26 protein-coding genes and 1 pseudogene are annotated in these 25,395 nt (G+C 72.4%); 15 read left to right on the plus strand and 12 right to left on the minus strand.

From position 1 onward, the window contains the following. The first annotated feature begins 91 nt into the window (after nt 1-91). The 5 genes and pseudogenes from OG811_RS08355 (at nt 92) to OG811_RS08375 (ending at nt 3,494) form a co-directional block, all read left to right on the plus strand. Nucleotides 92-289 carry a hypothetical protein gene (locus tag OG811_RS08355; protein ID WP_406073122.1) on the plus strand — a complete coding sequence of 66 codons (198 nt, stop codon included), beginning with the start codon at nt 92-94 and terminating at the stop codon, nt 287-289. 340 nt (nt 290-629) lie between these two features. Next, nucleotides 630-939: pseudogene (locus OG811_RS08360) on the plus strand (hypothetical protein). Next, a complete protein-coding gene (locus OG811_RS08365; protein ID WP_406073124.1) occupies nt 914-2,464 on the plus strand; it encodes a plasmid pRiA4b ORF-3 family protein in 1,551 nt (516 codons plus the stop codon). The pseudogene OG811_RS08360 and the gene OG811_RS08365 overlap by 26 nt, the downstream one beginning before the upstream one ends. Then, nucleotides 2,461-2,808: a hypothetical protein gene (locus tag OG811_RS08370; protein ID WP_406073126.1), complete on the plus strand. Its 348-nt coding sequence runs from the start codon at nt 2,461-2,463 to the stop codon at nt 2,806-2,808. Before OG811_RS08365 ends, OG811_RS08370 begins: the two co-directional genes overlap by 4 nt. A gap of 14 nt (nt 2,809-2,822) precedes the next feature. After that, a complete protein-coding gene (locus tag OG811_RS08375; RefSeq protein WP_406073128.1) occupies nt 2,823-3,494 on the plus strand; it encodes a DUF4232 domain-containing protein in 672 nt (223 codons plus the stop codon). On the opposite strand, the gene OG811_RS08380 is transcribed toward OG811_RS08375, so the two are convergent. From OG811_RS08380 to OG811_RS08390, 3 genes are all read right to left on the minus strand, one after another. Beyond that, nucleotides 3,489-4,385: an ABC transporter permease gene (locus OG811_RS08380; RefSeq protein WP_406073130.1), complete on the minus strand. Its 897-nt coding sequence runs from the start codon at nt 4,383-4,385 to the stop codon at nt 3,489-3,491. The two genes, OG811_RS08375 and OG811_RS08380, sit on opposite strands and share 6 nt — an antisense overlap. After that, nucleotides 4,385-7,249, minus strand: a complete 2,865-nt coding sequence (locus tag OG811_RS08385) for an alpha/beta fold hydrolase (protein WP_406073132.1) — start codon at nt 7,247-7,249, stop codon at nt 4,385-4,387. The genes OG811_RS08380 and OG811_RS08385 overlap by 1 nt, the downstream gene beginning before the upstream one ends. A 61-nt stretch (nt 7,250-7,310) precedes the next feature. Beyond that, nucleotides 7,311-7,481: a peptidase inhibitor family I36 protein gene (locus OG811_RS08390; RefSeq protein ID WP_406073134.1), complete on the minus strand. Its 171-nt coding sequence runs from the start codon at nt 7,479-7,481 to the stop codon at nt 7,311-7,313. A gap of 141 nt (nt 7,482-7,622) precedes the next feature. Between OG811_RS08390 and OG811_RS08395 the strand changes: the two genes are divergently transcribed. Genes OG811_RS08395 through OG811_RS08425 form a run of 7 tightly spaced genes read left to right on the plus strand, consistent with a single transcriptional unit; the run spans nt 7,623 to nt 15,851 of the window. Beyond that, complete coding sequence (locus tag OG811_RS08395) at nt 7,623-8,801, plus strand: hypothetical protein (RefSeq protein WP_406073136.1); 1,179 nt, start codon at nt 7,623-7,625, stop codon at nt 8,799-8,801. Continuing rightward, on the plus strand, nt 8,788-11,340 hold the full coding sequence (locus OG811_RS08400) for a nitrate- and nitrite sensing domain-containing protein (protein ID WP_406073138.1): 2,553 nt from the start codon (nt 8,788-8,790) through the stop codon (nt 11,338-11,340). Before OG811_RS08395 ends, OG811_RS08400 begins: the two co-directional genes overlap by 14 nt. After that, the gene (locus tag OG811_RS08405; RefSeq protein ID WP_406073140.1) at nt 11,337-11,810 is read left to right on the plus strand and encodes a roadblock/LC7 domain-containing protein; all 474 of its coding nucleotides are present in this window, start codon (nt 11,337-11,339) and stop codon (nt 11,808-11,810) included. Before OG811_RS08400 ends, OG811_RS08405 begins: the two co-directional genes overlap by 4 nt. Next, nucleotides 11,807-12,295: a DUF742 domain-containing protein gene (locus OG811_RS08410; protein ID WP_406073142.1), complete on the plus strand. Its 489-nt coding sequence runs from the start codon at nt 11,807-11,809 to the stop codon at nt 12,293-12,295. Before OG811_RS08405 ends, OG811_RS08410 begins: the two co-directional genes overlap by 4 nt. After that, nucleotides 12,273-13,034 (plus strand): GTP-binding protein, encoded by a 762-nt coding sequence (locus OG811_RS08415; protein WP_406073144.1) that lies wholly within the window; start codon nt 12,273-12,275, stop codon nt 13,032-13,034. Before OG811_RS08410 ends, OG811_RS08415 begins: the two co-directional genes overlap by 23 nt. Before the next feature lie 39 nt (nt 13,035-13,073). Next, nucleotides 13,074-13,589: a hypothetical protein gene (locus tag OG811_RS08420; RefSeq protein WP_406073146.1), complete on the plus strand. Its 516-nt coding sequence runs from the start codon at nt 13,074-13,076 to the stop codon at nt 13,587-13,589. A gap of 36 nt (nt 13,590-13,625) precedes the next feature. After that, nucleotides 13,626-15,851 (plus strand): AAA family ATPase, encoded by a 2,226-nt coding sequence (locus OG811_RS08425; RefSeq protein WP_406073148.1) that lies wholly within the window; start codon nt 13,626-13,628, stop codon nt 15,849-15,851. On the opposite strand, the gene OG811_RS08430 is transcribed toward OG811_RS08425, so the two are convergent. From OG811_RS08430 to OG811_RS08470, 9 genes are all read right to left on the minus strand, one after another. Further along, on the minus strand, nt 15,852-16,361 hold the full coding sequence (locus tag OG811_RS08430) for a GNAT family N-acetyltransferase (protein ID WP_406073150.1): 510 nt from the start codon (nt 16,359-16,361) through the stop codon (nt 15,852-15,854). Nucleotides 16,362-16,465: 104 nt separating this feature from the next. Beyond that, nucleotides 16,466-17,374: a hypothetical protein gene (locus OG811_RS08435; protein WP_406073152.1), complete on the minus strand. Its 909-nt coding sequence runs from the start codon at nt 17,372-17,374 to the stop codon at nt 16,466-16,468. Further along, nucleotides 17,355-17,954, minus strand: coding sequence for a DUF3618 domain-containing protein (locus OG811_RS08440; RefSeq protein ID WP_406073154.1), 600 nt, complete (start codon nt 17,952-17,954; stop codon nt 17,355-17,357). Before OG811_RS08440 ends, OG811_RS08435 begins: the two co-directional genes overlap by 20 nt. 22 nt (nt 17,955-17,976) lie before the next feature. Continuing rightward, nucleotides 17,977-18,372, minus strand: a complete 396-nt coding sequence (locus tag OG811_RS08445; RefSeq protein ID WP_406073156.1) for a phage holin family protein — start codon at nt 18,370-18,372, stop codon at nt 17,977-17,979. After that, nucleotides 18,369-19,007: a hypothetical protein gene (locus tag OG811_RS08450; protein WP_406073158.1), complete on the minus strand. Its 639-nt coding sequence runs from the start codon at nt 19,005-19,007 to the stop codon at nt 18,369-18,371. Before OG811_RS08450 ends, OG811_RS08445 begins: the two co-directional genes overlap by 4 nt. Nucleotides 19,008-19,176: 169 nt before the next feature. After that, on the minus strand, nt 19,177-19,578 hold the full coding sequence (locus OG811_RS08455) for a DUF3263 domain-containing protein (RefSeq protein WP_406073159.1): 402 nt from the start codon (nt 19,576-19,578) through the stop codon (nt 19,177-19,179). Nucleotides 19,579-19,684: 106 nt separating this feature from the next. After that, the gene (locus tag OG811_RS08460) at nt 19,685-20,701 is read right to left on the minus strand and encodes an ABC transporter permease subunit (RefSeq protein WP_406073162.1); all 1,017 of its coding nucleotides are present in this window, start codon (nt 20,699-20,701) and stop codon (nt 19,685-19,687) included. After that, nucleotides 20,698-21,708, minus strand: a complete 1,011-nt coding sequence (locus OG811_RS08465) for an ATP-binding cassette domain-containing protein (protein ID WP_406073164.1) — start codon at nt 21,706-21,708, stop codon at nt 20,698-20,700. Before OG811_RS08465 ends, OG811_RS08460 begins: the two co-directional genes overlap by 4 nt. Nucleotides 21,709-21,829: 121 nt before the next feature. Further along, nucleotides 21,830-22,615 (minus strand): DeoR/GlpR family DNA-binding transcription regulator, encoded by a 786-nt coding sequence (locus tag OG811_RS08470; protein WP_406073166.1) that lies wholly within the window; start codon nt 22,613-22,615, stop codon nt 21,830-21,832. A gap of 202 nt (nt 22,616-22,817) precedes the next feature. Here OG811_RS08470 and OG811_RS08475 point away from each other — a divergent pair, with 202 nt between their 5' ends. Genes OG811_RS08475 through nagA form a run of 3 tightly spaced genes read left to right on the plus strand, consistent with a single transcriptional unit; the run spans nt 22,818 to nt 25,326 of the window. Further along, nucleotides 22,818-23,252 (plus strand): hypothetical protein, encoded by a 435-nt coding sequence (locus tag OG811_RS08475; protein WP_406073168.1) that lies wholly within the window; start codon nt 22,818-22,820, stop codon nt 23,250-23,252. Continuing rightward, on the plus strand, nt 23,249-24,220 hold the full coding sequence (locus tag OG811_RS08480) for an ROK family protein (protein ID WP_406073170.1): 972 nt from the start codon (nt 23,249-23,251) through the stop codon (nt 24,218-24,220). The genes OG811_RS08475 and OG811_RS08480 overlap by 4 nt, the downstream gene beginning before the upstream one ends. Next, complete coding sequence (gene nagA, locus OG811_RS08485; RefSeq protein ID WP_406073172.1) at nt 24,217-25,326, plus strand: N-acetylglucosamine-6-phosphate deacetylase; 1,110 nt, start codon at nt 24,217-24,219, stop codon at nt 25,324-25,326. Before OG811_RS08480 ends, nagA begins: the two co-directional genes overlap by 4 nt. The last annotated feature ends 69 nt before the right edge of the window (nt 25,327-25,395 follow it).

A 25,395-nucleotide genomic window follows, 5' to 3' on the forward strand; every position in this document is an offset into this window, starting at 1 on the left:
TGGTTGTCGCGCTGCCCCGGCACCCACCAATCCAAAAGGAGGGCCAACGTGACGGTGCCCGAAGCAAGCGCCGCCTGGGGGGGTCGAGCAGGTGGCCGGCGAGCTGCGCGAGACGTACCTCGCCGTGGCCGCCGCGACCGTTCTGCTGGAGCGGACCAGCGCGGGCTGCGCCCACCCGGCGATCCGGCAGGCCCGACGCAGCGGGGACGACGCGCTGGCGTTGTTCGCTACTCCAGAGCGCGCGCCCGCCGCAGCGCCCCGCCGCGTCTTGCAGTTCCGGTCGCCGTGATGCCTGGAATGCCCCCTAAGTCGAGGCAGAAAGTGCAAGATCGCGAGAACGGGGCGGCCGCGGATCAAGGCCGCCGGCCAGCAACTCGTTGATGCCGGCCAGGCCGACGCGGCCACCGAGGCAGCGAGCGGGCAGGTGGTCCAGGGCCGCCGAACAGCTCGACCTGATGTCGGAGCGTCTCACGGCGGCCGTCGCGGCGCTCACGTCGTACACCGAAGGGTTGTCCGGAGCGACCACCTGAAGCCGGCCCGGGGCGGGTGCCGGGCTCCGACCGGCGTGGGTCCGGACCCCCGCCGGCCGCCCCCGCCCGCCTCGGCGCCGCCGCAGCGAAGGGAGAACCATGACGGAGTACGAGGTGCCGCCCCGCTGGATCGTGCACCTGCCGACGACGCTGACCAGCGTGGACGGCGCACGGGCGCTGGCCGAGGCACTGCGCGACTCGCTCGGCCATGTCAGCGCTATCGACTTCGGCGAGACTACTCTGAGCGAGGAGGACCGCCAGTTCGTGCGTACCCGGGTCTGGTGCGACCACCGCCTCCCCGGCGGCGCCCGCTGCGGCCCTGCCGCTCGACCACCCCGGCGGGTTGTGTGGGGCCGGTCCGGCAGCCGTGAAAACATGCTCGGATGAGTCCCGAGAGCCGCCGCCGTAAGCGTGCCAAGCCCAGTCGGTCCGGCCAGCAGGTCGTGCGTCGCGCCCGTCCCGCCGGCGTGGATCAGTGCGACTGCGCGGCCTGCTCAGATGCTGACTTTGCCCCGCAGAACTTCATCGACGACCTGGTTGCCGGCGCTGCCGACCTGATCAAGACGGATGATCCCATCGAGGCCGAGTTGTTTGCCGCGACGTTCCTGTCCGCCGGTGACCTTGCTGGCGAAGGCTTCACCGAGGCGCTCAACGAGGGCATGCTGCCGGCCGTCGCCGAAATCGGTACGTCGGAGGCGCTCGCGGTGCTGCTCGCGATCGACTCCGTCCAGGAGGGCCCTGTTGCCGCAGCCGCCGCCCAGCGTCTGCTGGACGAGGGCGTGGCAGCGCCGAGTTGGGCCAGCGAGTTGCGCCAGCCCGTGCGGGTCGGCCCATGTCGACGGTTTGCCGACCCGGAGGGCAGCGCATCCATGCTCGTCTGCGCCTTCGAGCGAGCCGGGCGATCGTACGGGTTCGTCGTCCACGTCGACCACCTCGACTGTGACGCCGCGGCCGACATCGTGCTCTTCCCCGCCCACGCCCTGGACGAGGTTGTCACCACCATCCAGCAGAACGGCCGTCATGCCGGCCTGGCAATCGCCGAGGAATTGTTGGACCCGGCCGAGTTCCGGTGGCAGGTCGAACGTGCCCTCGACGCCCGCGCGGACCACGACCGGGAACGTGACCCCTCGGAGTTCGACGACGAATTCGACGACGAGGACGGGCCAAGCTATCACCTGCTGGCGGTGCTGCTGCGAGCCCGGATCCGTACGCTGCCCGAGCCGACGCGCCCACCAGCCCAGCACGACGCCGGTCAGCCGACCCTCGATCTACTGGAGATGATGACCCAGATCGCCGAGCAGGCGCAGCAGATCCAAACCCGGGCACGACGGCGTACCGCCGGGCGGAAGCTGCCGGCCAAACGGAAGAAATCCGGCCCTGCCGCACCCATCTACCAGCTCAAGGTGGGTCTGCGCGAGGCAAAGCCGCCGATCTGGCGGCGTCTGGAACTGCCCGCCGACACCAGCCTGGCCGACCTGCACGACATCATCCAGGTGGCCTTCGGCTGGGACGACTCCCACCTGCACGTCTTCGAGACCGCGTACGGCGACTTCGGGGTCGCCGACCGGGAGTTGGGTCACCGCGCCGAAGCCCCGGTGACCCTGGAACAGGTCGCACCCGGCGTCGGTGACCGGTTCCGGTACACGTACGACTTCGGCGACAGCTGGGTGCACGAGATCGTTGTGGAGAAGGTGCTGCCTCGCCAGCTCATCGCGTACCCGCGATGCACGGGCGGTCGGCGCGCGGCCCCGCCGGAAGACTGCGGCGGTGTCTGGGGCTACGCCGAACTTGTCGAGGTGTTGAACGATCCCGGTCACCCCGAGCACGGCGACCGGCTGGAATGGCTCGGACTGGCCTCGGCCGCCGACTTCCAGCCCGCCCGGTTCGACGCCACCGAGATCACCCGAGCCCTGGCCGAAGGGGGCCACGGGTGATCGACCCCGCCGGCGAGCTGATCCTCTACCGCGCCGATGACGGCGGCTCCGTCGTCCAGCTGCCAGCAGCCAAGGGGACCGTCTGGTTGACGCAGGCTCAGATGGCGGAGCTGTACGGCACATCGGTCCCCAACATCGTGCAGATCATGCGCCGAGTGCTGGTCGACGAGGAGGTGACCGAGGCAACTATTAACTCTGAGTTAGTAGTTCGCGTCGAGGGCGGCCGGCAGGTGCGGCGTGAGGTCAAGGTCTACAACCTGAACATGATCCTGGCCGTTGGCTATGGGGCAGCTCGACAGGGCGCGCGACAGCCGCGGCCGGGCGACGCCGGCACGCCGACGTAGGCGAGGATCAACGGATGATCTCCCGTGACATCGCAGCATGGCGACGGATCAGCGTGACGGTCGCGGCGGCTCTCGTCCTCGGCGCCTGCACTCCCACGGACGATCGGAGCCAGGCCGGGGACGGCCCGAACAAGCCGCCGACCGCGCCCAGCCCGTCAGCGAGCATCGACCCGTGCCCGGCGTCCGGCGTCCAGATCCGGTCGACCGGAGGCGACGCCGCGATGGGCCTGCGCGCTCTCGGCCTGGAGCTCACCAACTGCGGCGACCAGCCCTACCAGCTCAACGGATACCCGGTGCTGCACGTGTACGACGAGCAGCGCGAGCCGATCATGCTGCAGGTGGTCAATGGCGCCAAAGAGATCACCATGGGTTTCGACCAGCCACCCCGGCAGGTCACGCTCGCCCCCGACGAGCGGGCCACCGCCGTGGTGCTCTGGCGCAACCTGGTCACCGATTCGACCGTGGTGGCCACCAACGGCGAGTTTCTGACGGTGGCACCCGCCGCCGGGCAGCCGGCCGAAGAGGTCGACCCGGACGGGCCGATCGACCTGGGCAACACCGGCCGGATCGGCGTCAGCGCCTGGAAGAAGGCCGACCCGTCCACATCTTTGCCGACTCGGCCGGCACCGCCGCCGGCACCCAGCGCGGTGCCGTCGTCGGTGAGCCCGCCCGACAGCCGACTATGAGGTGATGTCCTTGCGGGTGAAGCGCCAGAACGCCAACCCCCAGAACACCGTCGCGTAGCTGATCGCCGAGATGCAGCCGCGCACCACGTCGTCGGTCTGCACCGGGGTCGAGAGCAACCCCAGCCAGGCGGCGCTGAAGTGGGTGGGCAGGAAGTCACGCACCGCGCCGAGGGCGGTGATCTGGTCCAGAATGCTGGACAGGATCCAGAGCAACACCGCACCACCCACCGCGCCCAACGCGGCGTCCGTGGTCACCGACAGCAGGAACGCCAGCCCGGCCACCACCAGCAGTACGACCGCCAGGTAGCCGAGCACGGCCAGCAACCGGAGCAACCCCTCGGTCGGCTCCAACTCGGCGGCGACCGTGCTGCGCAGTGGCGACCAGCCGTAGCGCAGGGTGCCGGCCAGCAGTGCGGTGCCGGCCAACAGAACCAGAGCCAGCCCCGAGTACGCGAGCGCGACCACGAGCTTCACCGTCAACAACCGGGCCCGGGGCACCGGGATCGCCAGCAGGTAGCGCAGGCTGCCCCAGCTCGCCTCACTGGCAACCGTGTCGCCGCAGAACAGCGCGACGACCACCACCAGCAGGAAGGACGCCGACACGAAGATCGAGAACAGGGTGAAGTTGAGCCCACCCGAGGTGGCGAGGTCGACCAGGCTGGCGAACTCGTTGTTGCCGTTGTCGTTGTTGCCGCCGGAGTTGAACTGGAAGGCGACCAGGATGATCAGTGGCAGCAGCACCATGAACCCGAGCGCCAGTTGGGTCCGCCGCCGGGACGCCTGTCGGCGGAACTCCGCCCCGAACGGCATGGTTGCCGACGGCCGGTAGCCGCTGGCCGCACCGGCCGGGTCGGGCACGCCCACCGGCGTGTCGACGGAAGAGCCAGCCATCATCGGTCACCGCTTCCCCGAGAGTTCTCGCCCACCAGGGCGAGGAACGCGTCCTCCAGGCGTCGCCGGGGCACCACCCGGTCCACTCCGATGCCGGCACGCACCAGCTCAGCCACCACCTCGCTGCGGGCCGTGCCGTTGGTGTCGACCACCAACTGGCCGTCGCTCTCCGGCAACACGCGGACTCCGTGCAGCCGGGCCAGCACCGCCCGCGCCGCAACCGGGTCGCTGACGTCGAAGAGCACGCTCGGCGACTCGCCCACGATCTCCTCCACCGGCCCGGACGCCACGATCCGGCCCTTGTTCACCACCACCGCGTGCGTGCACGTCTGCTCGACCTCAGCCAACAGGTGGCTGGAGACCAGCACCGCCCGGCCCTCTGTGGCGTACTGCTGGAGCACCCGGCGCATCTCGGCGATCTGCGGTGGGTCGAGCCCGTCGGTCGGCTCGTCCAACACCAGCAGTTCGGGGAGGCCGAGCATGGCCTGGGCGATGGCGAGGCGCTGGCGCATCCCGTGGCTGTAGTTCTTGATCCTCCGATGTACGGAGTCGCCCAGCCCGGCGATCTCCAGGGCCGCGTCGAAGTGCGCGTCCTCGGCTGGCCGTCCGGTGGCCTGCCAGTACGCCTTCAGATTGTCCAGACCCGACAGGTGCGGCAGGAAACCAGGCCCCTCGACCAGCGCGCCGATCCGGGACAGCACCGGCGAGCCGGGCACCAGCCGGCGACCGAAGACGTAGATCTCCCCGGCGGTCGGCTGGGTCAGCCCCATCAGCACCCGCAGCGTGGTGGTCTTACCGGCACCGTTCGGCCCGAGCAGACCCACCACCTGACCCGGGTGCACCTCGAAGTCCACGTTCGACACCGCGACGAAGCCGTCCGCGTACTCCTTGCGCAGTGAGCGCACGGCCAGCGGGGTGTCCGCGTACTCCGGATGCACCGAGCGGTCCTTGCGGCGGTGCCGGCGGCGGACCACGGCGACGACCACGACGAGGCCGATCGCGATGGCGGCGAGCAGGCCGGCGAGCACCCAGCGCCAGAGCGTCGCCGCGGTGGGGATCGGCTCACCGCTGACCGTGGGCAGGGTGAGGGCGCCGTCCGCCGCCACGGTGTAGACAATCGGCTGGGCAGGCGTGGTGTACGCCTGGTCGGAGCTTGCCACCACCAGGCGCAGCCGGTGCCCGGCCTCCACCCGCCGGACGATCCCCGGCAGCGTCACGGTGACCGGGCGGGCGTCCTGCACCTGCTGCGGCAGGCCGGTGAGCCGGATCGGGGCGACCAGCCCGTTCGGCAGGGTGGCCGCGCCGTCCTTGTCGACGTCGTAGAGCTTGACGAAGAGCACCGCCTCACCGGTCGGCGATGCGGCCCGCAGGGTGACGGTGGGTGCACCGGCCACGTCCACGGCCTCGGTCAGCGGCGCCGACTCGAACCGGGCGTGCTGGCCGGGCACGTCGCCAGCCACGCCGTCCAGCAGCGAGGCGAGCCCGCCGGCGAACGGGATCGAGGAGATGGCGGCCGGGTTGCCGTTCGGCGGGTTCGCGATCGGCTGTGCGGGGCCGGCGACCGGGACGTCCCGGCGGGCGGTGCCGGTCAGGCCCGGGTAGTCGGCGCGGCGGAAGCCGATGGCGACGAGACCCCGGCCGAGCGCGTCGAAGCCGGCGATCCGCGACCAGGTGAAGTCGTCGCCGGGCGCGTCGCCCCCGCCCTTGACGTAGTGGTCGAGCCACTGGACGGTCAGGAACTTCACCCGGTCCGAGTCCGAGCGGGGGCCGGCACCGCCGTCGTGCCCGCCGGTGAACCAGGCGACCTTCACGGGGGTGCCGGCGGCGGCGATGCCGCGCGCGTTCGCGTCCGCCTCACCGAGGGGGAAGAGCGTGTCCGCCTCGCCCTGTACCAGCAGGGTGGGCGCCCTGATGCGGTCCAGCACACCCGCCGGGCTGGAGCGGCGCAGCAGGTCCACGGCCGCCTGGTCGGCCTGGCCGGTGGTGGCGATCCGCAGGTACGCGGCGCACACGTCGGCGGCGAACCGACCGCAGGACGGGTCGGCGGCACCGGCCGGGGCGCCACCGGGACCGGTGCCCGGGCCGGCGCCCGGCTGCGGGCTGGGCGGGCCGGCCGACGCCGGTGCGCCCTCGGGCTGGGCTGCGGTCCCGCCGGAGAGCCCGGTCGGGCCGGAACCCACGTTGCCCCCGCCGCCAAAGAAGAGGCCAGCCCAGCCCTTCTTGAACACACCCTCGGTCGGCGCTCTGCCGGTGCTCTCCGGCAGGAACGCCCGGGACAGGTCATTCCAGGTGATCATGGGGACGATCGCGTCCACCCGGGGATCCTGGGCGGCCAGCAGCAACGCCAACCCACCGCCGTACGAGCCGCCGACCACACCGACCTTCGGGTCACCGGCGGCGTTGGTGAACACCTCCGGTCGCGCGGCCAGCCAGTCCAGCAGCCGCTGAGCGTCGCGCACCTCGTAGTCCGGGTTGTCCAGGTGGATCTCGCCGCCGCTGCGCCCGAAGCCCCGCGCGGTCCAGGTGAGCACCGCGTAGCCGCGCCCGGCGAACTCCTCCGCGTCGGAGCGCACCGACTCCTTCGTGCCGCCGAACCCGTGTGCCAACAGCACCGCCGGCACCTTCCGACCGGACGAGGCGTCACCCGGTAGGTAGAACGTCGTGTCCAGCTCCACCGGTTGGTCGCCGGTCGGTCCGGAGCGGACGGTGAGCATCGCGCTCTCGCTGCGTACGCCCGGTCCCTGCGGCCACACCGCCCAGGTCACGGCGGCGGCCACCAGCACGACGACCGCCCCTGCGGCGACCGCGCGGCGACGGGTGGGCAGGGCACGCCGGAACCACGCGGCCGGCGACGGCGATGTCATGCGGCACACGCTACGGCCCACAGCCTGAGCGTTGGCTGAGATCCGCCGTACGTCCGTCCGGTTACCCCGATCGGTGGTCGATGAGATGCGAGCGCGCATCGTCCGACGCGGCCCAGTGAGTTGAGTTCGGATCCCGTGAATTCCGATCTTCGGCAAATATCCACATCGATCCCTCCATGTCACACCCACTGATGAAACAGAACGTGCCGGTAACGCAGACAAATGGTGACATCGCTCGAACTGACGCGAACCTGACTCATCGGCCAAGGGCCGACCAGCGGGGCATTCGGTTAGTTTTCCGGTCCGGTGCACGGGACTCGTCGGTGAACCCGACACTGCGCCGATCCGCGCCCCACGCCGAGGAGACACACACATGACAGTCCCCGCGCCGCGGGCCCGTCGACGGTCGTCCGCGCTGGGCCGACTGCTGCCGCTACTGCTCATCGGGGCACTGCTGGCACCGGTGGGCCTGCTCCTCACGTCTACCTGGCGGCAGACCACCGACGACCGGGACCTGGCCGCCCGGGAACGGCTCGGCGTGCAGTACCTCAGCGCTCTGGCCACGGTCACCGACGCCCTCGTGGAGGCCCAGTCCGCCGCGGTCAACGGTCGCCCCGTCGCCCGGGAGGCGCTGAACCGGGCGGTCGAGGAGGTCGCCGCGGTGGACGCTCGCATCGGCGTCGAGCTGCTCAGCCAGGAACGCTGGGCCGGGGTCCGGGCCAAGCTGGAGGCGCTACGTGCCCCCGGCCCCGCCGACCCGGAGTCCGCCTACACGGCGTACAGCGAGGCCGCCGACCTGCTACTGGCCCTGCACGACAAGGTCCGAGAAAGCTCCGGGCTCGTACGCGATCCCGAGGCCGACTCCTACTACCTCCAGGACAGCGCCGGCGAGGAACTGCCCGAGGCGGTGGTGTCCGCCAGTCGGCTCGCCGATCTGGGCACGCTGGTCTCCCGCCGGCCGGCCGCCGAGCAACCCCGTGGCCTGATGGAGCTGACCGGCCTGCGGGTGGCCGCCCTGTCACCCGCCACCGACCTCATCAACAACCTGCGCTCCGCCGTGGAGGGCTCGGAGAGCACCGATCTCGGCGCCAACGTGCTGACGCCGCTGGACACCTACCAACGTTCGGTGGAGGCGTTGGCCGCCTACTCCGCCCCGGCCAACGGCACGGGCGTGTTGGACCCCGGCCAGTTGGGTGCTGCCGCGCTCAACACGCACCACGCGGCCCGCCAGCTTCAACCGGTCATCCTCGCGGAACTGGACGCCTTGCTGGTCGAGCGCATCGACGAACTCGACCGGGACCGCTGGCTGATTGCCGGAGCGGGCGTGTTCGCCGGCCTGTTGCTGAGCTGGCTCGCCGCGCTGCTGATCACCGCCGCTCGTCGGGCCCGGCGCCGGGCCGCCATGGCCGCGACCCACGCGGAAACCTCCGACACCCCTTCGCAGGGCGACCCCTGGCAACCGGCGGCCCCCGACCCGCGAACGCTGCAATCGGCTGGCGCGGCCCGTGACCCGGAGACCGCGCAGTGGGGGGCATTCGATGCTGCTCGGTAGGCTCCGCATCCGCGGCAAACTCGCGCTGCTCGTGGTGATCCCGCTGCTCAGCATGATCGGCCTGGCCGTGCCCGTGATGCTCGACCGGGTGGCCGCGGCACAGCGGGCCGGCGACACCGCCGACCGGGTCCGGCTCGCGAGCCGGGTCGGCAGCCTGGTCCAGGACCTTCAGCAGGAACGAATCCTCTCGGTCGGCTTCCTGCTCGGCCGGATCGGACGTAGCGAGCTGGTCCTCACGTCCGCCGACGTGGACGACCGGGTGGCCGACCTACGGGCTGGAGGGAACGACGCGCTGACCGACCGGGTCGACCGCGCCCTGGACGGGGTGTCCAGCCTCGTCGACCTGCGCACGGCCGTGCTGGCCCGGACCGCGAACCCGGCCCAGGTGATGGAGGCGTTCAGCCCGGTCAACGTGGGGTTGATCGACTCACTGCGCCTGGTGTTCGGCGTGGACACCGAAACGCAGGCGGGCCGTCAGGTGCTCGCCCTCGACGGGCTGCTGCGCGCCGACGAGGGCCTGGGCGCCTGCTCCACCCTGAGCGTGCTGGTCAAGGCGATCGGCACCCCGGACACCAACGCCGCATACGTGGCGTGCATCGCCGGGCTTGAGGTCGACAATCGACGCTTCCGCACCCTGATCACGCCAGAGCAGCTCAAGGTGGCTCAGCTCAACGACGCGGCCGTGGCCGCGCGTACCAGCCCCGACTTCCTGACCACCAGCGCCCGGGACCCGGCCGGCGCCGTTCGGGACGTGCCGATGGAGGTGCTCTTCCCGGCCGTCCGCACGATGATCCGACTCGGTCAGTTCGTGGAGAAGAAGCTCGTCGCCGACGTGCTCACCGAGGTGAACGCCGAGCAGCGGCGGGCGCTGACCGCCGCGTACCTGGTCGGTGCCGCGGCGGCGCTGATCCTGGCCCTGGTGGTGCTGCTCAGCGCGGTGGTCGCGCAGACGGTGGCCCGACCGCTGACCCGACTCACCCGCTCGGCCGACCGGGTCGCCCGGGTCGCCGAGGCGGAGCTGGTCCGGGTCACCGACGACGAGACGGAGAGCCCTCAACCGGTCCGGCTGGAGCCGGTGGACATCCGGGGCAACGACGAGATCGGCGACCTGGCGCGGGCCTTCGACCGGGTGCAGAGCACCGCCGCGCAGCTGGTCGAGCGGCAGGTCGCCGGCCGACGCAACGTGGCGCAGATGTTCGGCCACGTCGGGCGGCGCACCCAGAACCTGGTGGGCCGGCAGATCGCGCTGATCGACCGGTTGGAGCAGCAGGAGGTCGACCCGGGCCGTCTGGAACACCTCTACCGGCTCGACCATATCTCCAGCCGATTGCGACGCAACGCCGGCAGCCTGGTGGTGCTCTCCGGCTCGGCCGGGGCCGACGCGCACACCGCGCCGGTGCCGCTGGCCGATGTGGTCCGGTTGGCGCTCGGTGAGATCGAGGACTACACCCGGGTGGAGGTGCGGGTACCGGCGGGCATCTCAGCCGCGCCAGCGGTGGTCGGCGATCTCATCCTGGCGCTGGCCGAGCTGATGGAGAACGCGACCGTCTTCTCCCCGCCACACACCCGGGTGCTGGTGGCCGCCGAGGCGTCCGGCCTCGGCGCGCGGATCATTGTGGTGGACCACGGCATCGGCATGGGCGAGCAGCGGCTGACCGAGGAGAACGCCCGGTTCACCCGCCGGGAACGGCTCGACCTGGCGCCGACCGAGGTGCTCGGTCTCTTCGTGGTGGGCCGGTTGGCCCGCCGCCACGGCTGGGAGGTGGGCCTGGCCGGGACCGTCGGTGGTGGGGTGACCGCACACCTGGAGATCCCGTCGGCGTCACTGGTGCTGCGCCGCGCCGACCGGGCCGGGGCCACCGTGGCCCGGGCCGCGGTGCCGGAACGAGACCGCCGTACGGCGGCAACCCCCGACCCCGGCACGCTGTCCCTCACGGCAGCCGTGGCCACGCCGGCGCGCTTCGACTCGGACCTGCTCAGCCGGGCCACCCGCAGCCTGGGGGCCGGACCGTCCTGGAACGCGTTCGACGCCGGTCAACCGGAGCAGACCGCTCCCACCCCCGAGGGTCCGGAACCATCGGGCACGCCGTCCGGGCCGCGGGTCCGGCAGCGGGTGCCCGGAGCCAGCCTGCACGCCGCCGCCGCTTCGACCCGGCCGGTGGACGCCACCGGCGCGGACCCCGCCGCCGCCCGCGCGCTGGTCGAGGCGTTCCAGGCCGGCGTACGCCGGGCCGAGGCGGCCAGTGCCGGGTCGGCCGCGGCGCCGCCGAGCGTCGACCTGCCGAGCACACCCGGCGGCGCCGGCCCCACGGTGGCGGATAGCGCTGGCTCGGCCGATGCCACCCAGAGTCGGCCCCGACTGAGCCGACGGGTGCCGGGGGCGAACCTCACCGCCGTCCCGGCGTGCCAGCCACCCAGTACGCACCTCGGTAACCCGGCCGAGGTCCGCAATCTCATCACCGAGTTCGAGGCGGGCGTCGCCCGCGCTCTCCGCGAAGTCAGCCCAGACCGCCGGAACGAAGAAGGATCATCACGGTGACCAGCCCCTTCCTGCACGACAACGTCGACCAGAGCCAGCCCAGTGCCAGCGGGGACCTCAGCCCGGAGGCCCGTACGTTCAACTGGCTGCTGGACTCCTTCACCTCCAGCACCGCCGGGGTCCTGGAGGCGATCGCGGTCTCCTCGGACGGCCTGCTGATGGCCATGTCGGCGATCAAGGACCGGTCCAACGCGGAGCGGTTGGCCGCCGTGGTCTCCGGGATGACCAGCCTCGCCGGCGGGGCGGCCAGTTGGTACGCGCTCGGCGGTCTGAACCGGGTGATCGTCGACATGGCCGACGGCTACCTGCTGATCAGCGCGATCAGCAGCGGTTCCGTACTCGGGGTGGTCGCCGACCGGTCGGCGAACCTGGGCACCGTCGCATACGAGATGACGCTCTTCGCCGGGCGGGCCGGTGGCGCCCTGACCCCGCGGCTGATCGTCGAGTTGAAGAACGCCGTCCAGCAGTGACCCCCGACGTCGCCGGCGGGGATCCGGACCCGGATCCCCGGGTCCGGATCCGCCCGTACCTGCGCACGCCACCCCCGACCGGGGACGGCGCGGCGGCGACACCAACACTGCCGGAGCCGGAGCCGGACGGTGGTCGGCCGTCCGGCCCCCGTCCATTCGTGCTCACCTCCGGACGGGTGGCGGGTGCCGACCCGGCGATCGGGCTGGAGACGCAGGTGACCGCCCGCACGGAGAGCGGCTGGTGGGCCGGCCCGCCCGGCACCCTGCTGGCACCGGAATTCCAGGCGATCATCGCGCTCTGTGCCGAGCCGATCTCGGTGGCCGAGATCTCTGCCCGGACCCGGCTGCACTTCGGCGTGACCCGGGTCCTGGTCGGTGACCTACGGGCAGCCGGACACCTGGACGTGCACGTCACCGACGCCGACGACGCCTTCGACCCCAACCTCATCCTGCGAGTGATTGATGGACTCCGTGCGATCTCCTGAAGGACCGGTCGCCCCGCTCGGCGGGCCCGCCGCAAACAGCGCCGCCGCCCGTTACGGCATGTCGCCGGGCACCGGGCCCATCGTCGGGCGTGCCAGCCCGCAGCCGACCGCACCGCCGCCGCCGTACCAGCCGCCGTCCGGCACGGGGTCGACGCGGCCACCGGTCGGCAAACCGGCCGCACCGCCGATCCCGGTCAAGATTCTGGTCGCCGGTGGGTTCGGGGTGGGCAAGACCACCACCGTGGGTGCGATCTCCGAGATCGCGCCCCTGACCACCGAGGCCGAGATGACCACCGCCGGGATCGGTGTGGACGACCCGGGTGCCCGGTCCACCAAGACCACCACCACGGTGGCGATGGATTTCGGCTGCGTGACCATCGACCGCAGCCTGAAGCTCTACCTGTTCGGCACGCCGGGTCAGTCCCGGTTCGGCTTCATGTGGGACGACCTCGCCCGGGGAGCGCTCGGCGCACTGGTCGTGGTGGACAGCGCACGGCTGGACGACTGCTTTCCGGCGATCGACTTCTTTGAACGGGCCGGGCTGCCGTTCGTGGTCGGGGTCAACGCCTTCGACGGTCGGCTGGCCCTGGAACTCGGCGAGATCCGCTGGGCGCTGGCCATCGGTGACCAGGTTCCCCTGGTCCAGTTCGACGCCCGGGACCGGCTCTCGGTGCGGGACGCCCTGCTGGTCGTCCTGGACCGCGCGCTGGACCGTGCTACCCAGGACAGGAGGGCCTGAGCCAACCGGCTCCGGCCGAGGCGGGAAGGGGTGGATCTGGTGAGGGGCGACCTGGACGAGACGCTGGCCCGACTGGCCCGGCGTGAGGAGGCGCTGCGCCGGCGGGCCAACGACCGTGACGACACCGCACCACCACCGGACCAGGTCGGGCCCCATCGCGGCGACACCCGCAACGCCGGACCGAGCCGACACGACGCCCGCCACGCGGGTGTGGACGCCCCGGGCGACGTGGCCGGGTGGGGGCCGGTCGAGGACGTGGCCGAGGCGGTCCGCCAGGTCGTCGGCGCCTATCCCGGGCTGACGGTCACCCTGCACGTGGAGCACGCCGGGCGTACGTACCCGTTGCGGGTCTCCTGGGACGGACCGAACGTCACGGTCGGGCCGGTGGCCCCGGCGGCCCCGGTGGAACCCCCGCCGGCCTGGCCGCTGTCCGGTCGGACGGTGCCCGCCTGGGTGCCCGGCCCGGACGGGTTGACCCCGGACCCGGCGGCCCGGTTGGCGGAGCTGATCCGGCGGGACCCGTCGCTGCTGGACGAGTTGGATCCGCGGCGCTGACCGGCGGGACTGGCTGCCGGCGGCTACGGTCGGGCGGTGGCGCAACCCGACCTGACTCTGACGGCGAGCCTCCGGCCGGCCGCGCTGGACGCCCGACGGGGCATCGTGCGGCTGCACCCGGAGGCGCTCACCGCGCTGGGGCTGCGCCCCGGCGACCCGGTCCGGCTTGCCGGCCGCCGGGAGACGGCCGGAATCGTGGCGGCGGCCGCGCCGGGCGCCAGCAGCGCCCTGCTGTACGCCGACGACCTGACGTTGGGCAACCTGGGCCTGCGTGACGGCGGTCAGGTGCGGGTGTCCCCGGTGCCGCTGATCCCCGCGGGCCGGGTCATCCTGGCCGGCCCGGTGGGGGTGGTCGCGGCGGTCAGCCCGGAGATGCTCCGGCTCGCCCTGCTGGGCAAGGTGCTCACCGCCGGCGACGACGTGTCGCTGCTGCCGCAGGATGTGCTGCCGGACGCCTCGGTGCGCAGCCTGGTCGAGGCAGCTCGACGCAGCCTCGCCAACACGGTCGGTTTCGCCTGGACCAGCACCCTGCTCACCGTGGTCACGGTCGAGCCGGACGCCGGCGCGCTGGTCACCATGGACACGTCGATCGCCTGGGAGCACGGCCCGGCCACCCACGGCGGGACCGCCCCGGTCGACGCCCCGCCGGCCCAGCCGCGCGCGACGACTGACGCGGTCCCGGCGGTGGAGCCGCCCGACGACGCGCCCGACGTCGACGAGCTGCCCGGGCTGCGGGCCCAGGCCGAGGAGCTGAACGAGCTGCTCGACCTCGGCTTCCACCACCGGGAGGTGTTGGGCCGGCTGGGCACCACCATCTCGTTGGGGGTGCTGCTGGTCGGCCCGGCCGGCTCCGGGAAGTTAGCGCTGGTTCGGGCCGTCGCCGCCCGGGTCGGCGCCTGCGTCCACCCGCTCTGGGCACCCGAGGTGGCCGCGCTGGCCAACCAGGCCGCCGCCGACCGGTTGCGCGCAGCGGCGACGGCGGCCCGAGCTGGCGGACCGGCGGTGCTGCTGGTCTCGGACGTCGAGGCGCTCGCGCCGGCGGACGATCCCGGCCCGGTGGCGACGGTGTTCCGCCAGGTGCTCGCGGAGAGCATCCGAGCCGGTGTCGCCGTGGTCTGCACCACCGGCCGACCGGAGGCGGTCGACCCCGCACTGCGTGCGCCCGACCTGCTGTCACTGCGGATCAGCATCCCGCTCCCCGACCAGGCGTTGCGCCGCGAACAGCTCACCGTGCTGACCCGGCAGATGCCGCTGGCCGACGACGTCCGGCTGGACGAGGTGGCCGCGCGTACCCCCGGGTTCGTCGCGGCGGACCTGGCCGCGCTGGTCCGGGAGGCCGGGGTGCGCGCGGCGTTGCGGCAGAAGTCCGCCGAGACGCCGACGGTGTCGATGGCCGACTTCACCGCCGCCCTGGAGGTGGTCCGGCCGACCACGATGGCGGCATCGACCCTGGATCTGGCCTCGGTGACGTTGGACGACGTGGGTGGCCTGGACGAGGTCAAGCAGACGCTGACCGAGTCGGTGCTGTGGCCGCTGACCTACCCGGACACCTTCGCCCGGCTCGGGGTGCAACCGCCGCGCGGCGTGCTGCTCTACGGACCACCGGGCTGCGGCAAGACATACCTGGTCACCGCACTGGCTGGGTCGGGGCGGGCCAACGTGCTGTCGGTGAAGGGCGCGGAACTGCTCTCCAAATGGGTCGGCGAGAGCGAACGCGGGGTCCGCGAGCTGTTTCGTCGGGCCCGGGAGGCGGCCCCCACCCTGATCTTCCTGGACGAGGTGGACGCGCTGGCCCCGGTACGCGGCCAGGCCACCGACGGAGGGACCACGGACCGGGTGGTCGCCGCGCTGCTCACCGAACTGGACGGGGTGGAGACGCTGCGCAACGTGGTGGTGGTCGGCGCGACGAACCGGCCGGACCTGATCGACCCGGCGCTGCTGCGGCCGGGCCGGTTGGAGCGGCTGGTCTACGTGCCGCCGCCGGACGGGCCTGCCCGCGCGGAGATCCTGCGGGCCGCGTCAAGGCAGGTGCCGCTGGCACCGGACGTCGACCTGGTCGTCCTCGGCGACGAGCTGACCGGCTTCTCCGCGGCGGACTGCGCGGCGCTGATCCGGGAGGCGGCACTGGCCGCCATGCGGGAGTCGCTGGCTGCCGCCACCGTCACTGCCGAGCACGTGGCGAGCGCGCGGGCACGGGTACGCCCGTCGCTGGACCCAGCCCAGGTCGCCTGGCTGGCCGCGTACGCCGCCAACCGGGAGTGATCAGAGCACGGGCGGCGTCGAATCCAGGCAGATCTCGGCGCGCACCTTGCCGCCCTTGTCGTGCAGGGTGGCCCCGCACTTCTTCAACACGGCGACAGCACCGACGTTGTCCCGGGTCGTCTCGGCCACCACGGCCCGCATGCCCGCCCGAGCGGCGGCGTTCAACAGCTCCCGCAGCGCGGACGCGCCGATCCCCTGGCCACGTGCCGACCGACCGAGCCACATCCCGGTCTCGACCGTGCCGGGCTCGTCACAGCGCGTCATCCGCACCATGCCCACCACCTCGCCGCCGACGAGGATCGCGTACATCTGGGTGCGAGTCGGGCCGTTCAGCCCGTCGAAGCTCGCCCGGTGGAACTCTCGGAACGCCTCGCGGCGGGCGAGCGACCAGCCAGCGGGAGCTTCGACCGGAGGCATGACATCACAGGGCTCCGCCTCGGCAGCCGCTACGGAGAGCAACGGCTCCAGGTTCTGCTCGTCCACCGGCTCCAACCGGACCGCACCCGCCACGTGCCGCAGTCTGCCGCCCTCATTGGCCGAAGTCCACCCCAATGGCGATGCACTGGCGGTCCGGCTATCGGTACCGGCCGGTCAGGCGGCCCGGGTGTCACTCCTCACGCTCTGTTGTCAACCGTTGGTGCTCGGTTCGTCGGCCTGAAGTCGCAGAACACCACCGAGGCGTCGTCGGTGGGCTTGTGCCGGCGCAGCCGATCAGGGTGGTCACGCTCGGCGTCCCGGACCCGGTCGAGCAACGCGCCCGGCCCGTCGGCGCTGAGCAGATCCAGCAGACCGGCCCAGTCGGTCAGCCCGAACTGCTCCACCGCGCTGGACGCGCCGTCACTGAGCAGGGCCGCCCGGCGAAGCGCCGTCGGACCTCGCCGGGGCATCGTCCCGGTCACCGCGTGGAAGGCCGCGTCCGGGTCGGAGGCCGCCACCCAGTAGCCGTGGGTGCGGTTCATCCGCTCCCGCTGCACACTCACGGCGTGCCGGAACCGGGTGACCGGGTCCGCCCCGCCGCCGGGCACGGTGGCTACCGTCTCCCGCAGCTCAGCCATCGCCACGTCCAGCCTGTTGTCGGTCACCACGCTGACCTGACCGCCAGCGTCCAGAACCAGTGGGCTGTCGCAGAGCACCAGGTAATCCACCTGGTCCCCGCAGTCTCGCAGGAGGCAGACCGTGCTGGACGGGGTGCCGGGATGGTCGAGGTCGCACTGCCCGCCGTGGTCGGCGCGCACTGCGAGGATGGCCGCGGCCAGGTTGCTGGTCAGCCGGGCCGCCGGGCGGGACGCCTCAGCGACGCCGAGCCGGGCGGCCAGGTGCCGGACGTACCACTCCGGCCCGTGCACGCAGCCGGTGTCGAAACCCTCCGGCACGGTCGCGCCATCCAGGACACCGACCAGCGGGCCGAACCGGAAGACCAGGTCCTCGTTGACCGGTCGGCCCGGGGCCGGCGCGGACGCGGAGCGTACCCGCATCACCGGCGCCGGCCCCGCCGCGCTCGGGTCAGCGCTGCCGAAGGTCATCGGCGGCCGCATGCGCCTGCCCCTGGACCTGACCGGCGGCAGAGCGACCCTGGTCGCGCACCGCGAACGCACCCTGCTGGGCGGTGGACCGCACCGACTGTGCCGCCTGCTGCGCTGGCCCCCGCAGGTTGTCCTGCATCTGGTGGCCGACGTGGCTCGCCTGCTCGCGCAGCTGATCGGAGTGTTCACTGACCATGCCCCGCGCCCGTCCGGCGAGCTGCCGCTCACGCCCGCTCGGTGGGATCAGCGAGGCGGCCAGCAGGCCGACGCCGAAGGCGACCAGGCCAGCGGCCATCGGGTTGCCCTCAGCCTGCTCGCGGGACTGCTGCCCGAGCGAACGGGTCTCGGCGCGTACCGAGCCGGCCGCGTAGGACATTCGCTGGCCAGCTTCCTGCCCGAGATGGTGCGAGTTGCCCATCATCTTCTCCTTCGCTCGGGTGAACGCGCCGCGGGCCTGCCCGGCCCGGTCACCGGCGATCCGACGCGGGTTGACCTTGTCGGTCAGGGCGTCGACGTCATTGCTCAACTCGTTGCGGGTGGTCTCGATCTCCCGCCGGATCCGATCCGGATCACTGGACATGACCTGTTCCCTCCCGACTCGTTCACCGGCCCCGCAGGGCGTCCGGCAACTCCCGGGCAGTCTGCTTTGTCCGGGGCAGAACCGCACGTGCCCGCTTCAGCTGGGTCCGGGCGTTGATGAAGAGACCACCGGCCACGGCGGCCCAGAGGACCGCGACGATCAGCGCCGCCCATCCCTGGTCCATCGTGTTGGACAGCCCCCACCAGATGGCGTACGACACGAAGAGCACCGCCAGGAATCCGGCCAGCCCGGCACCGCCGAACATGCCACCAGCCTTACCGGCCTGGCTGACCTCCTCGCGGAGCTCGGCCTTGGCCAGCTCGACCTCCTTGCGCACCAGGGTGGAAACGTCCCGGGTCACATCGCCCAGCAGATCGCCGACCGATGCCTGGGTCCGTTCCTTCTCGGGGGCGCTCACGGGGCCACCCCGCCGGGCACGTCCGGCGCGGGTCGACCGGCGGGCGAGACGTTCTGCGCCCGTGCCGTCCCCACGTACGCCTGCTGATCGGCATCCGCCGGTGCGCCCTGCGCGGGCGGCGGAGCGCCGGACGCGCTCCCACCCTGACCGTTGCCCGAGGGCGGCGCGGTCAGGCCACGGGTGAGCCGCCCGACCAGCAGCCCGGCCACCGCTGCGCCCGCGAGGAACGTCCCCGGATGGCGCCGCGCGTACGTGCGTACCTCGTCGAGCACTTCACCCGGCTCGCGTTCGTCGAGCCACCCGGCGGTCTGCTGGGCGGCGTCGGCCGCCCGGCGTACCGCTTGACCGGCCAGCCCGGAATCGCCGTCCTTCTCAGCCATCGACCCCAGGTTTCGGCCCAGGTCGCGCAGGCCCTCGGCGGCCCGCCGCTGCTGCGTCTGCGCCTGATCCCGAAGTTGCCCAGTGGCCTGGCCGGTCAACTGCTGGGCCTGTCGCCGCGCCTCTGCGGCCACGTGCCCGCCCTGTTCGGCGGCGGTGTGGGCGACCTGACCCCCGGCCTGCGTGGCCTGCTGGCCGACCCGGGAGGCCCCCTGTCGGACCTGCTGTCCTCGCCCGCTCTGGTTCGTTGCCGTCATACCCCGCTCCCTTCCTGAGTCCGGGGTCGCGTGGCGACCTCGGGACGCCTCCCGCCTACCCGCCTGGCCAGCCGGCATGCGGTAGGTCCGCCGTCCAGGGCGGGAAGACCGGAAGCGGAGCCGCCAACGGGAGGAACAGGCCAAATGCCCGAGCAGGGGTACGGTGCCGTCAGCGGCGGCGGTTGCGGGCGCGCGACGAACGCAGCCGGCGGAGCCGACCGATCAGCAGGGGGTCGGCGACAAGCGCAGCCGGATTGTCCAGCAGACCGTTGAGCAACTGGTAGTACCGGGTCGAGGAGACCCCGAAGGTGTCCCGGACGGCCTGCTCCTTGGCGCCGGCGTGCCGCCACCACTGCTGCTCGAAGGCGAGGATGGCCCGTTCCCGCTCAGTCAGCTGGGCCGCTGGCGCGCTGGGCTCGGCGTCTGCTTCGTCGTCCGGCGCGGGGTCGTCGGTGCTTTCGACGAAAGGTGCCGGCCGGGGAGTCGGGACCGTGGGCCCACCGGTCACCGCGACACCCGGGTGAGCGTCGGTGGACGGCTCGGGGGCGGTCGGGGTGGTGTCGGCGGGCATGGCGTTCAGCCTAACCAGGGTCGACCAGGGTCGCAGCAAGCGGCGCGGCCGGCCCTGCGCCGCCGGGAATCCCGACGGCCGGGCCGGCCGCGTCGCGTCGCTCTGGTCAGGAGATGTCGCGGCGGCGCATCGCCCAGAGCGCCGCTCCGAGGATCACCACCAACCCGACCGAGAACAGCACGGAGGACTGCTGCCAGGTGATGTCCAGGGTGGCCGGCTCGCACTCCCCGTAGTAGTTCGCGCGGCAGGAGTTCCAGTCCTGGAGGGTGACCGTCTTCGTCATCCAGGCCAGCGCGTACGTGGGCAGCAGCCATGCCTCGGCGAACCGCACGCTCGCCATCGACAGCAGGATGCCCAGGCCGAACTGGCCGACCACCATCACCGCCACCACGCCGCCGAGTGCCATCGCGGTGTGCCGACCCAGTGAGGCGAGGGCGAAACCGACGGTGGTGAGCACCAACACCAGCACCACACCGCGTACCCCGGTCAGCATGAACGACTGCCAGACCCCGGAGGTCATCTTTTCGGTGCTGCCCCGGAACGAGGCAACCGCCCAGAACCCGGCAAACCAGAGCACCGCGGCGGGCAGCGTCACCGCCAGGATGCCGGTGAGCAGCGCGGCCAGCTTGGTGAGCAGCACGGTGAGCCGCTTGGGTCGCCAGAGCAGCAGGTTCATCATGCCGCCGGTGCTCCACTCGGCGCCGACGAAGGACGCGCCGATGACGAACCCGACCAGGGCGAGGATCGCCGCGAACGGGATCAGCGTCTCGGCGAACGTCTCTTTGAAGTCGAACGTCGAGGGCAGGAACCAGCTCGCCTCGATCTGGTCCCGGGACGGTGCCGTGATCATCGAGCAGTCGTCCGGGTAGCGGCCGTCGTTCGTCGTGCCGGCCGTCTTGGCCTGCTCGCACGCGGCGCGCTCCTGCTCGCTCCAGCGCACCTGCTCCTGGTACTGCTGGTCGGCTTGACGTTCGGCCTTGGCGAGCTGGCCGGCATCGATCTTCTGGTTGGTGAAGAACACCCCGACCACCACCGCGGCCAGCACCAGCAGGCCGAGCAGTGTCATATAGCGGGTGAAGCGCCGCTTGGCGAGCCGGCGCAGCTCCGTACGAAAGAGGCTCACGCGCCCCACCCTCCCCCGGCGGCACCGGGCTGACCCGTCCCACCGACCTTCATGGACTCGTCGACCTGCCGGTGCTGCCCGGGTACCGGCGCGGTGGCGGTCAGTTCGAGGAAGACGCTCTCCAGATCGACGGCGATCGGAGCCAACTCGCTGACGTAGAGGTTGCGCTCGGCGAGCAGCCGCGTCACCGAGGCCGGCTTGTCGACGCCGGCCAGCATCAGGTGGTCCGGGTGGCCGGTCACCCGGATCCCCGCCTGGGTGAGCGCCTCGGTGGCCGCCGGCAGGTCGCTGACCGCTTCCAGCCGGATCCGCACCGCACCGGACGAGTGCTGCGCGAGCACCTCGTCGACCGGGCCGAACGCGACCCGCCGGCCCAGCGAGATGATGGTGACCGAGTCGCAGATCAGCTGGATCTCGCCGAGGATGTGGCTGGACAGCACCACGGTCATCCCGGACTCGGCGAGGGTGCGCATCAGCGTGCGCATCTCCCGGATGCCGCCCGGGTCGAGGCCGTTGGCCGGCTCGTCGAGGATGAGCAGCTTCGGGTTCTTCAGCAGGGCCGAGGCCACGGCGAGCCGCTGCTTCATGCCCAACGAGTACGTCTTGACCCGCTCGCCGGACCGGTCGCGCAGCCCGACGAGCTCCAGCACCTCGTCGACCCGGGTTTGCGGCACCTCGCCCGCTCCGGCCAGCAGGGACAGCGTGTCCCGTGCCGAGAAGTGCGGGAAGAACTGCGGGCTCTCGACGATCGCGCCGACCTGACCGGCGACTGCGGACAGCGCGTCGGGGACCTCGTGCCCCAGCAGCGCCATCCGACCGCCGTCGGGCCGGATCAGGCCGAGCAGGGTACGCAGCGTGGTGGTCTTGCCGGACCCGTTGGGGCCCAGGAAGCCGTGCACCTGCCCCGCGTCGACCCGCATGTCGAAGCCGTCGAGCGCGTTGCGGGTGCCGCGTCGACGACTCTTGTACGTCTTACGTAGACCTTCGATCTCCAGGACAGCTGGCAAGCTGCACCTCCCCCGATGGATGGGCGTGACAGCCGACACCATACGCGGTATGCAGACACGCGCAGTACGCGGTATGCATCGACGCGCCGATCGGGCTACCTCCTCGACGGAACGTGACCGCTCAGGCGCAGATGACGTGCACGCCGGCAACGCGGAACGCGTCCACCACCTCGGGGGCGGCGCCGGAGTCGGTCACCAGCGTCTCCACCCGCTCCACCGGGCAGATCCGGGCGAAGGCATGACCGCCCAACTTGGACGAATCGGCGATTATCACCACGCGCTTGGCTCGGGCCACCATCAGGTTGTTCATGGCCGCCTCCCCCTCGTGGTGGGCGGCGGCGCCGAGCTGCGGGTCGATCGCGTCCACGCCGAGCAACGCGACGTCCAGGGTGACCTCGCGCAGCAGCGCCCCGCCCAGCGGTCCGACAAGTTCGAACGACTTCGGGCGTACCACCCCGCCGGCCACCACGACCTTCATCCGGGACCGGACCAGCAGCTCGTTGGCGATGTTCAACGCGTTGGTCACCACGGTGAGCTGCGCACCCTCGGCACTGGTGTTCAGGTCCGGTCGGACGGCGAGCGCCCTCGCCACCTCAGTGCTGGTGGTGCCGCCGTTCAGGCCGACCACGGTGCCCGGCGTGACGAGCGCGGCGGCGGCCGCGCCGATCCGCTGCTTCTCCGCCGAGTGCTTGGCCGTCTTGTAGCGCAGTGGCAGGTCATACGAGACACCGTTCGCGACGGCGCCGCCCCGGGTCCTCGTGATCATCTGCTGCTGGGCGAGCTGGTCGAAGTCACGCCGGATGGTGGCCTGGGAGACGTCCAACCGCTCGGCTGCGGCCTCGACGCTGACCCGGCCGTTGTCGGTCAGCATCTCGAGCAGGGCGTTCCATCTGGCATACCGGTCCACCGCGGGGGCCCTCCTCCCAGTAACTGCACGGACGGTGATTGATTGCGTGCACACTAGTGCGCGAAACTAGGCTGGCGCAAAAGACTGACCTGCGCGATCGGCCGGTCGGTTGCCACGGCCACTCGCGCTCGCGCAGAATAACGCGCGAAATGCGGGTCTAACGAGCCGTATTGCGCACCGATCGCCCCTGCGAGGAGTTCCCATGGCGTACGTGGACGCGGAGATCGCGAGCCAACCCGACTGCTGGCGGGAGGCGGCCGAACTGGCCGGCGTCGTCCATGCTGACCTGCCGCGCCCCGGTGAGCGGGTCGCCGTCGTCGGTTGCGGCACGTCGTGGTTCATGGCGATGGCGTACGCGGCCCGCCGCGAGCAGGCCGCGCCCGGCCGCCTGGTCTGGGCGTTCGGCGAGCTGCCCGACGGGCTACCCGAGGATGTGGCGGCCACCGGCGCAGCTTTCGTGCACAGCCGCACGCACGGTTGGCGCACGGTCCTGGGCAGCTGGTCCTCCGGCCGGACCCCGGTCGACCCGATGGCCGACCTGATCCTGGCCCAGCGCTTCGCGGTCGCGCTGGCGACCAGCCGGGGCCTCGACCCCGACGCGCCCCGACACCTGAGCCGGTCGGTGGTGCTGACGTGAGCGACGGCGACACCGTGGGCACCGACCAGATCGTCGTCGCGCTGGACGTGGGCGGCACCGGCATGAAGTGCGCCCTGGTTCGGCCGGACGGCGTCGCGGTACGCACCGAGCGGCACCCCACCGACGCCGCGCGGGGCCCGGCCGCCGTGGTCCACACCATCCTCGACATAGCCGAAGGGCTGGCCGACAAGGCCCGCGCCGACGGGTTCGCTCCGATCGCGATCGGCATCGCCGTCCCCGGGGTGGTGGACGAGGCGCGCGGGGTCGCGGTCTGGTCGGCGAACGTGGGCTTCCGGGACGTACCCCTGCGGGACCTGGCGGTGCGGCGGCTCGGCCTGCCGGCGGCGCTCGGCCACGACGTGCGTGTCGGTGGTCTCGCCGAGGCCCGGCTCGGTGCCGGGCGCGGCACCGGGAACGTGCTCTTCGTGGCGATCGGCACCGGTATCGCCGCTGCGCACGTGGTCGACGGCACGGCCGCCGCGGGCGCCCACGGCGCCGCCGGGGAGATCGGCCACATCCTGGTACGGCCCGACGGCCCGCGCTGCGGCTGCGGTCGACCCGGCTGCCTGGAGGCGATCGCCTCGGCCGCCGCGATCGGCCGGCGCTACGCCGACCTGGCCGGCGGGACAGCCGACGCTCCGGTGACGGCGGCCGAGGTGGCCGAGCGGGCCGCAGCCGGCGAACCGCTCGCCAGCCAGGTCTGGCAGGAGGCGGTCGAGGCGCTCGCCGACGGCCTCGCCACCGGGCAGGCGCTGTTCGACGTGGCGACGATCGTGCTCGGCGGCGGCCTGGCCCAGGCCGGGGACCGGCTGCTGACCCCACTGCGGGCGGCGCTGCACGAGCGGATGACCTTCCACCGGGAGCCGCAGCTGGTCGCGGCAGCCCTCGGCGACGAGGCCGGCTGCCTCGGCGCTGCCCTGCTCGCTCTGGACGCCGTGGGCGTCCGTGACCACCAGGAGATTCGATGACCGTACGGGTGAACGGCCGAGTGGTGACCCCGACCGGTGTCATCCGCCAGGGCTGCGTCGAGTGGGACGGGGATCGGATCACCGCGGTGGCCGAGTATCCGTCGGTCCGTGACGGGCACTGGATCCTGCCCGGCTTCGTCGACATGCACACACACGGCGGTGGTGGGCACACCTTCACCACCGGGGATGCCGACGAGGCCCGGGCGGCGGCCGACTTCCACCTCGCACACGGCACGACCACCCTGCTGGCCAGCCTGGTCAGCGCGCCCTTCCCGCTGATGCGCGCGGCCACCGAGGCGTTCGCCCCGCTGGTCGACGAGGGTGTGCTGGCGGGGGTCCACTTCGAAGGGCCCTACCTCTCCGCCACCCGCTGTGGTGCGCAGAACCCGGAGTACCTGCGCGACCCGTCGACCGACGAGCTGGCCGAGCTGATCGAGCTGGGCCGGGGCGCGATCCGGATGGTCACCCTCGCTCCGGAGCGCGATGGCGCACTGGAGGCGATCAAGCTGCTCACCGCGCAGCGGGTGGTGGCGGCGGTAGGCCACACCGACGCAACGTACGAGCAGACCCGCGCCGCGGTCGCCGCCGGCGCCAGTGTCGGCACCCACCTCTTCAACGGCATGCGGCCCGTGCATCACCGCGAGCCGGGGCCGGTGGTCGCCCTGCTCGACGCGCCCACCGTGACTTGTGAGCTGGTCGCCGACGGGGTGCACCTGCACGACGGCACGCTGACCTTCGCGACCGCGACCGCAGGCCCGGACCGGGCCGCGCTGATCACCGACGCGATGGCCGCCGCCGGAATGCCCGACGGCGAGTACGAGCTGGGCGGCCAGGCTGTCACCGTGGCCGACGGGGTGGCCCGACTCGCCCGCGACGGGGCGATCGCCGGCAGCACCCTGACCATGGACGCTGCGCTGCGGCACGCCGTGAATGCCGGAATCCCGATCTCCGACGCGGCGCGGATGGTGGCCACCACCCCGGCGCGGGCCATCGGCCTGGGCGACCGGTTGGGAGCCCTACAGGTGGGCCTTCGCGCCGATCTCGTCGTGCTGGACACCGACCTGAACGTGGTACGGGTGCTGCGCGGCGGCTCCTGGGTGGAGTGACGCCGGGGGCCTGTCGAGCTGCCCCAGATTCGGGGCAGACAGGCGAGCGAGCAGCCGGGCAGCGGGCGG

This window comes from Micromonospora sp. NBC_01638 (genome assembly GCF_045209745.1).
Lineage (GTDB): Bacteria > Actinomycetota > Actinomycetes > Mycobacteriales > Micromonosporaceae > Micromonospora.

What these genes read in the sequence shown, in the direction of transcription:
- OG811_RS08365 (WP_406073124.1), top strand. Translation starts at nt 914, where the DNA reads ATGAGTCCCGAGAGCCGCCGCCGTAAGCGTGCCAAGCCCAGTCGGTCC.
- OG811_RS08375 (WP_406073128.1), top strand. Translation starts at nt 2,823, where the DNA reads ATGATCTCCCGTGACATCGCAGCATGGCGACGGATCAGCGTGACGGTC.
- OG811_RS08380 (WP_406073130.1), bottom strand. Translation starts at nt 4,385, where the DNA reads ATGGCTGGCTCTTCCGTCGACACGCCGGTGGGCGTGCCCGACCCGGCC.
- OG811_RS08385 (WP_406073132.1), bottom strand. Translation starts at nt 7,249, where the DNA reads ATGACATCGCCGTCGCCGGCCGCGTGGTTCCGGCGTGCCCTGCCCACC.
- OG811_RS08390 (WP_406073134.1), bottom strand. Translation starts at nt 7,481, where the DNA reads ATGTCACCATTTGTCTGCGTTACCGGCACGTTCTGTTTCATCAGTGGG.
- OG811_RS08395 (WP_406073136.1), top strand. Translation starts at nt 7,623, where the DNA reads ATGACAGTCCCCGCGCCGCGGGCCCGTCGACGGTCGTCCGCGCTGGGC.
- OG811_RS08400 (WP_406073138.1), top strand. Translation starts at nt 8,788, where the DNA reads ATGCTGCTCGGTAGGCTCCGCATCCGCGGCAAACTCGCGCTGCTCGTG.
- OG811_RS08415 (WP_406073144.1), top strand. Translation starts at nt 12,273, where the DNA reads ATGGACTCCGTGCGATCTCCTGAAGGACCGGTCGCCCCGCTCGGCGGG.
- OG811_RS08435 (WP_406073152.1), bottom strand. Translation starts at nt 17,374, where the DNA reads ATGACCTTCGGCAGCGCTGACCCGAGCGCGGCGGGGCCGGCGCCGGTG.
- OG811_RS08440 (WP_406073154.1), bottom strand. Translation starts at nt 17,954, where the DNA reads ATGTCCAGTGATCCGGATCGGATCCGGCGGGAGATCGAGACCACCCGC.
- OG811_RS08450 (WP_406073158.1), bottom strand. Translation starts at nt 19,007, where the DNA reads ATGACGGCAACGAACCAGAGCGGGCGAGGACAGCAGGTCCGACAGGGG.
- OG811_RS08455 (WP_406073159.1), bottom strand. Translation starts at nt 19,578, where the DNA reads ATGCCCGCCGACACCACCCCGACCGCCCCCGAGCCGTCCACCGACGCT.
- OG811_RS08475 (WP_406073168.1), top strand. Translation starts at nt 22,818, where the DNA reads ATGGCGTACGTGGACGCGGAGATCGCGAGCCAACCCGACTGCTGGCGG.
- nagA (WP_406073172.1), top strand. Translation starts at nt 24,217, where the DNA reads ATGACCGTACGGGTGAACGGCCGAGTGGTGACCCCGACCGGTGTCATC.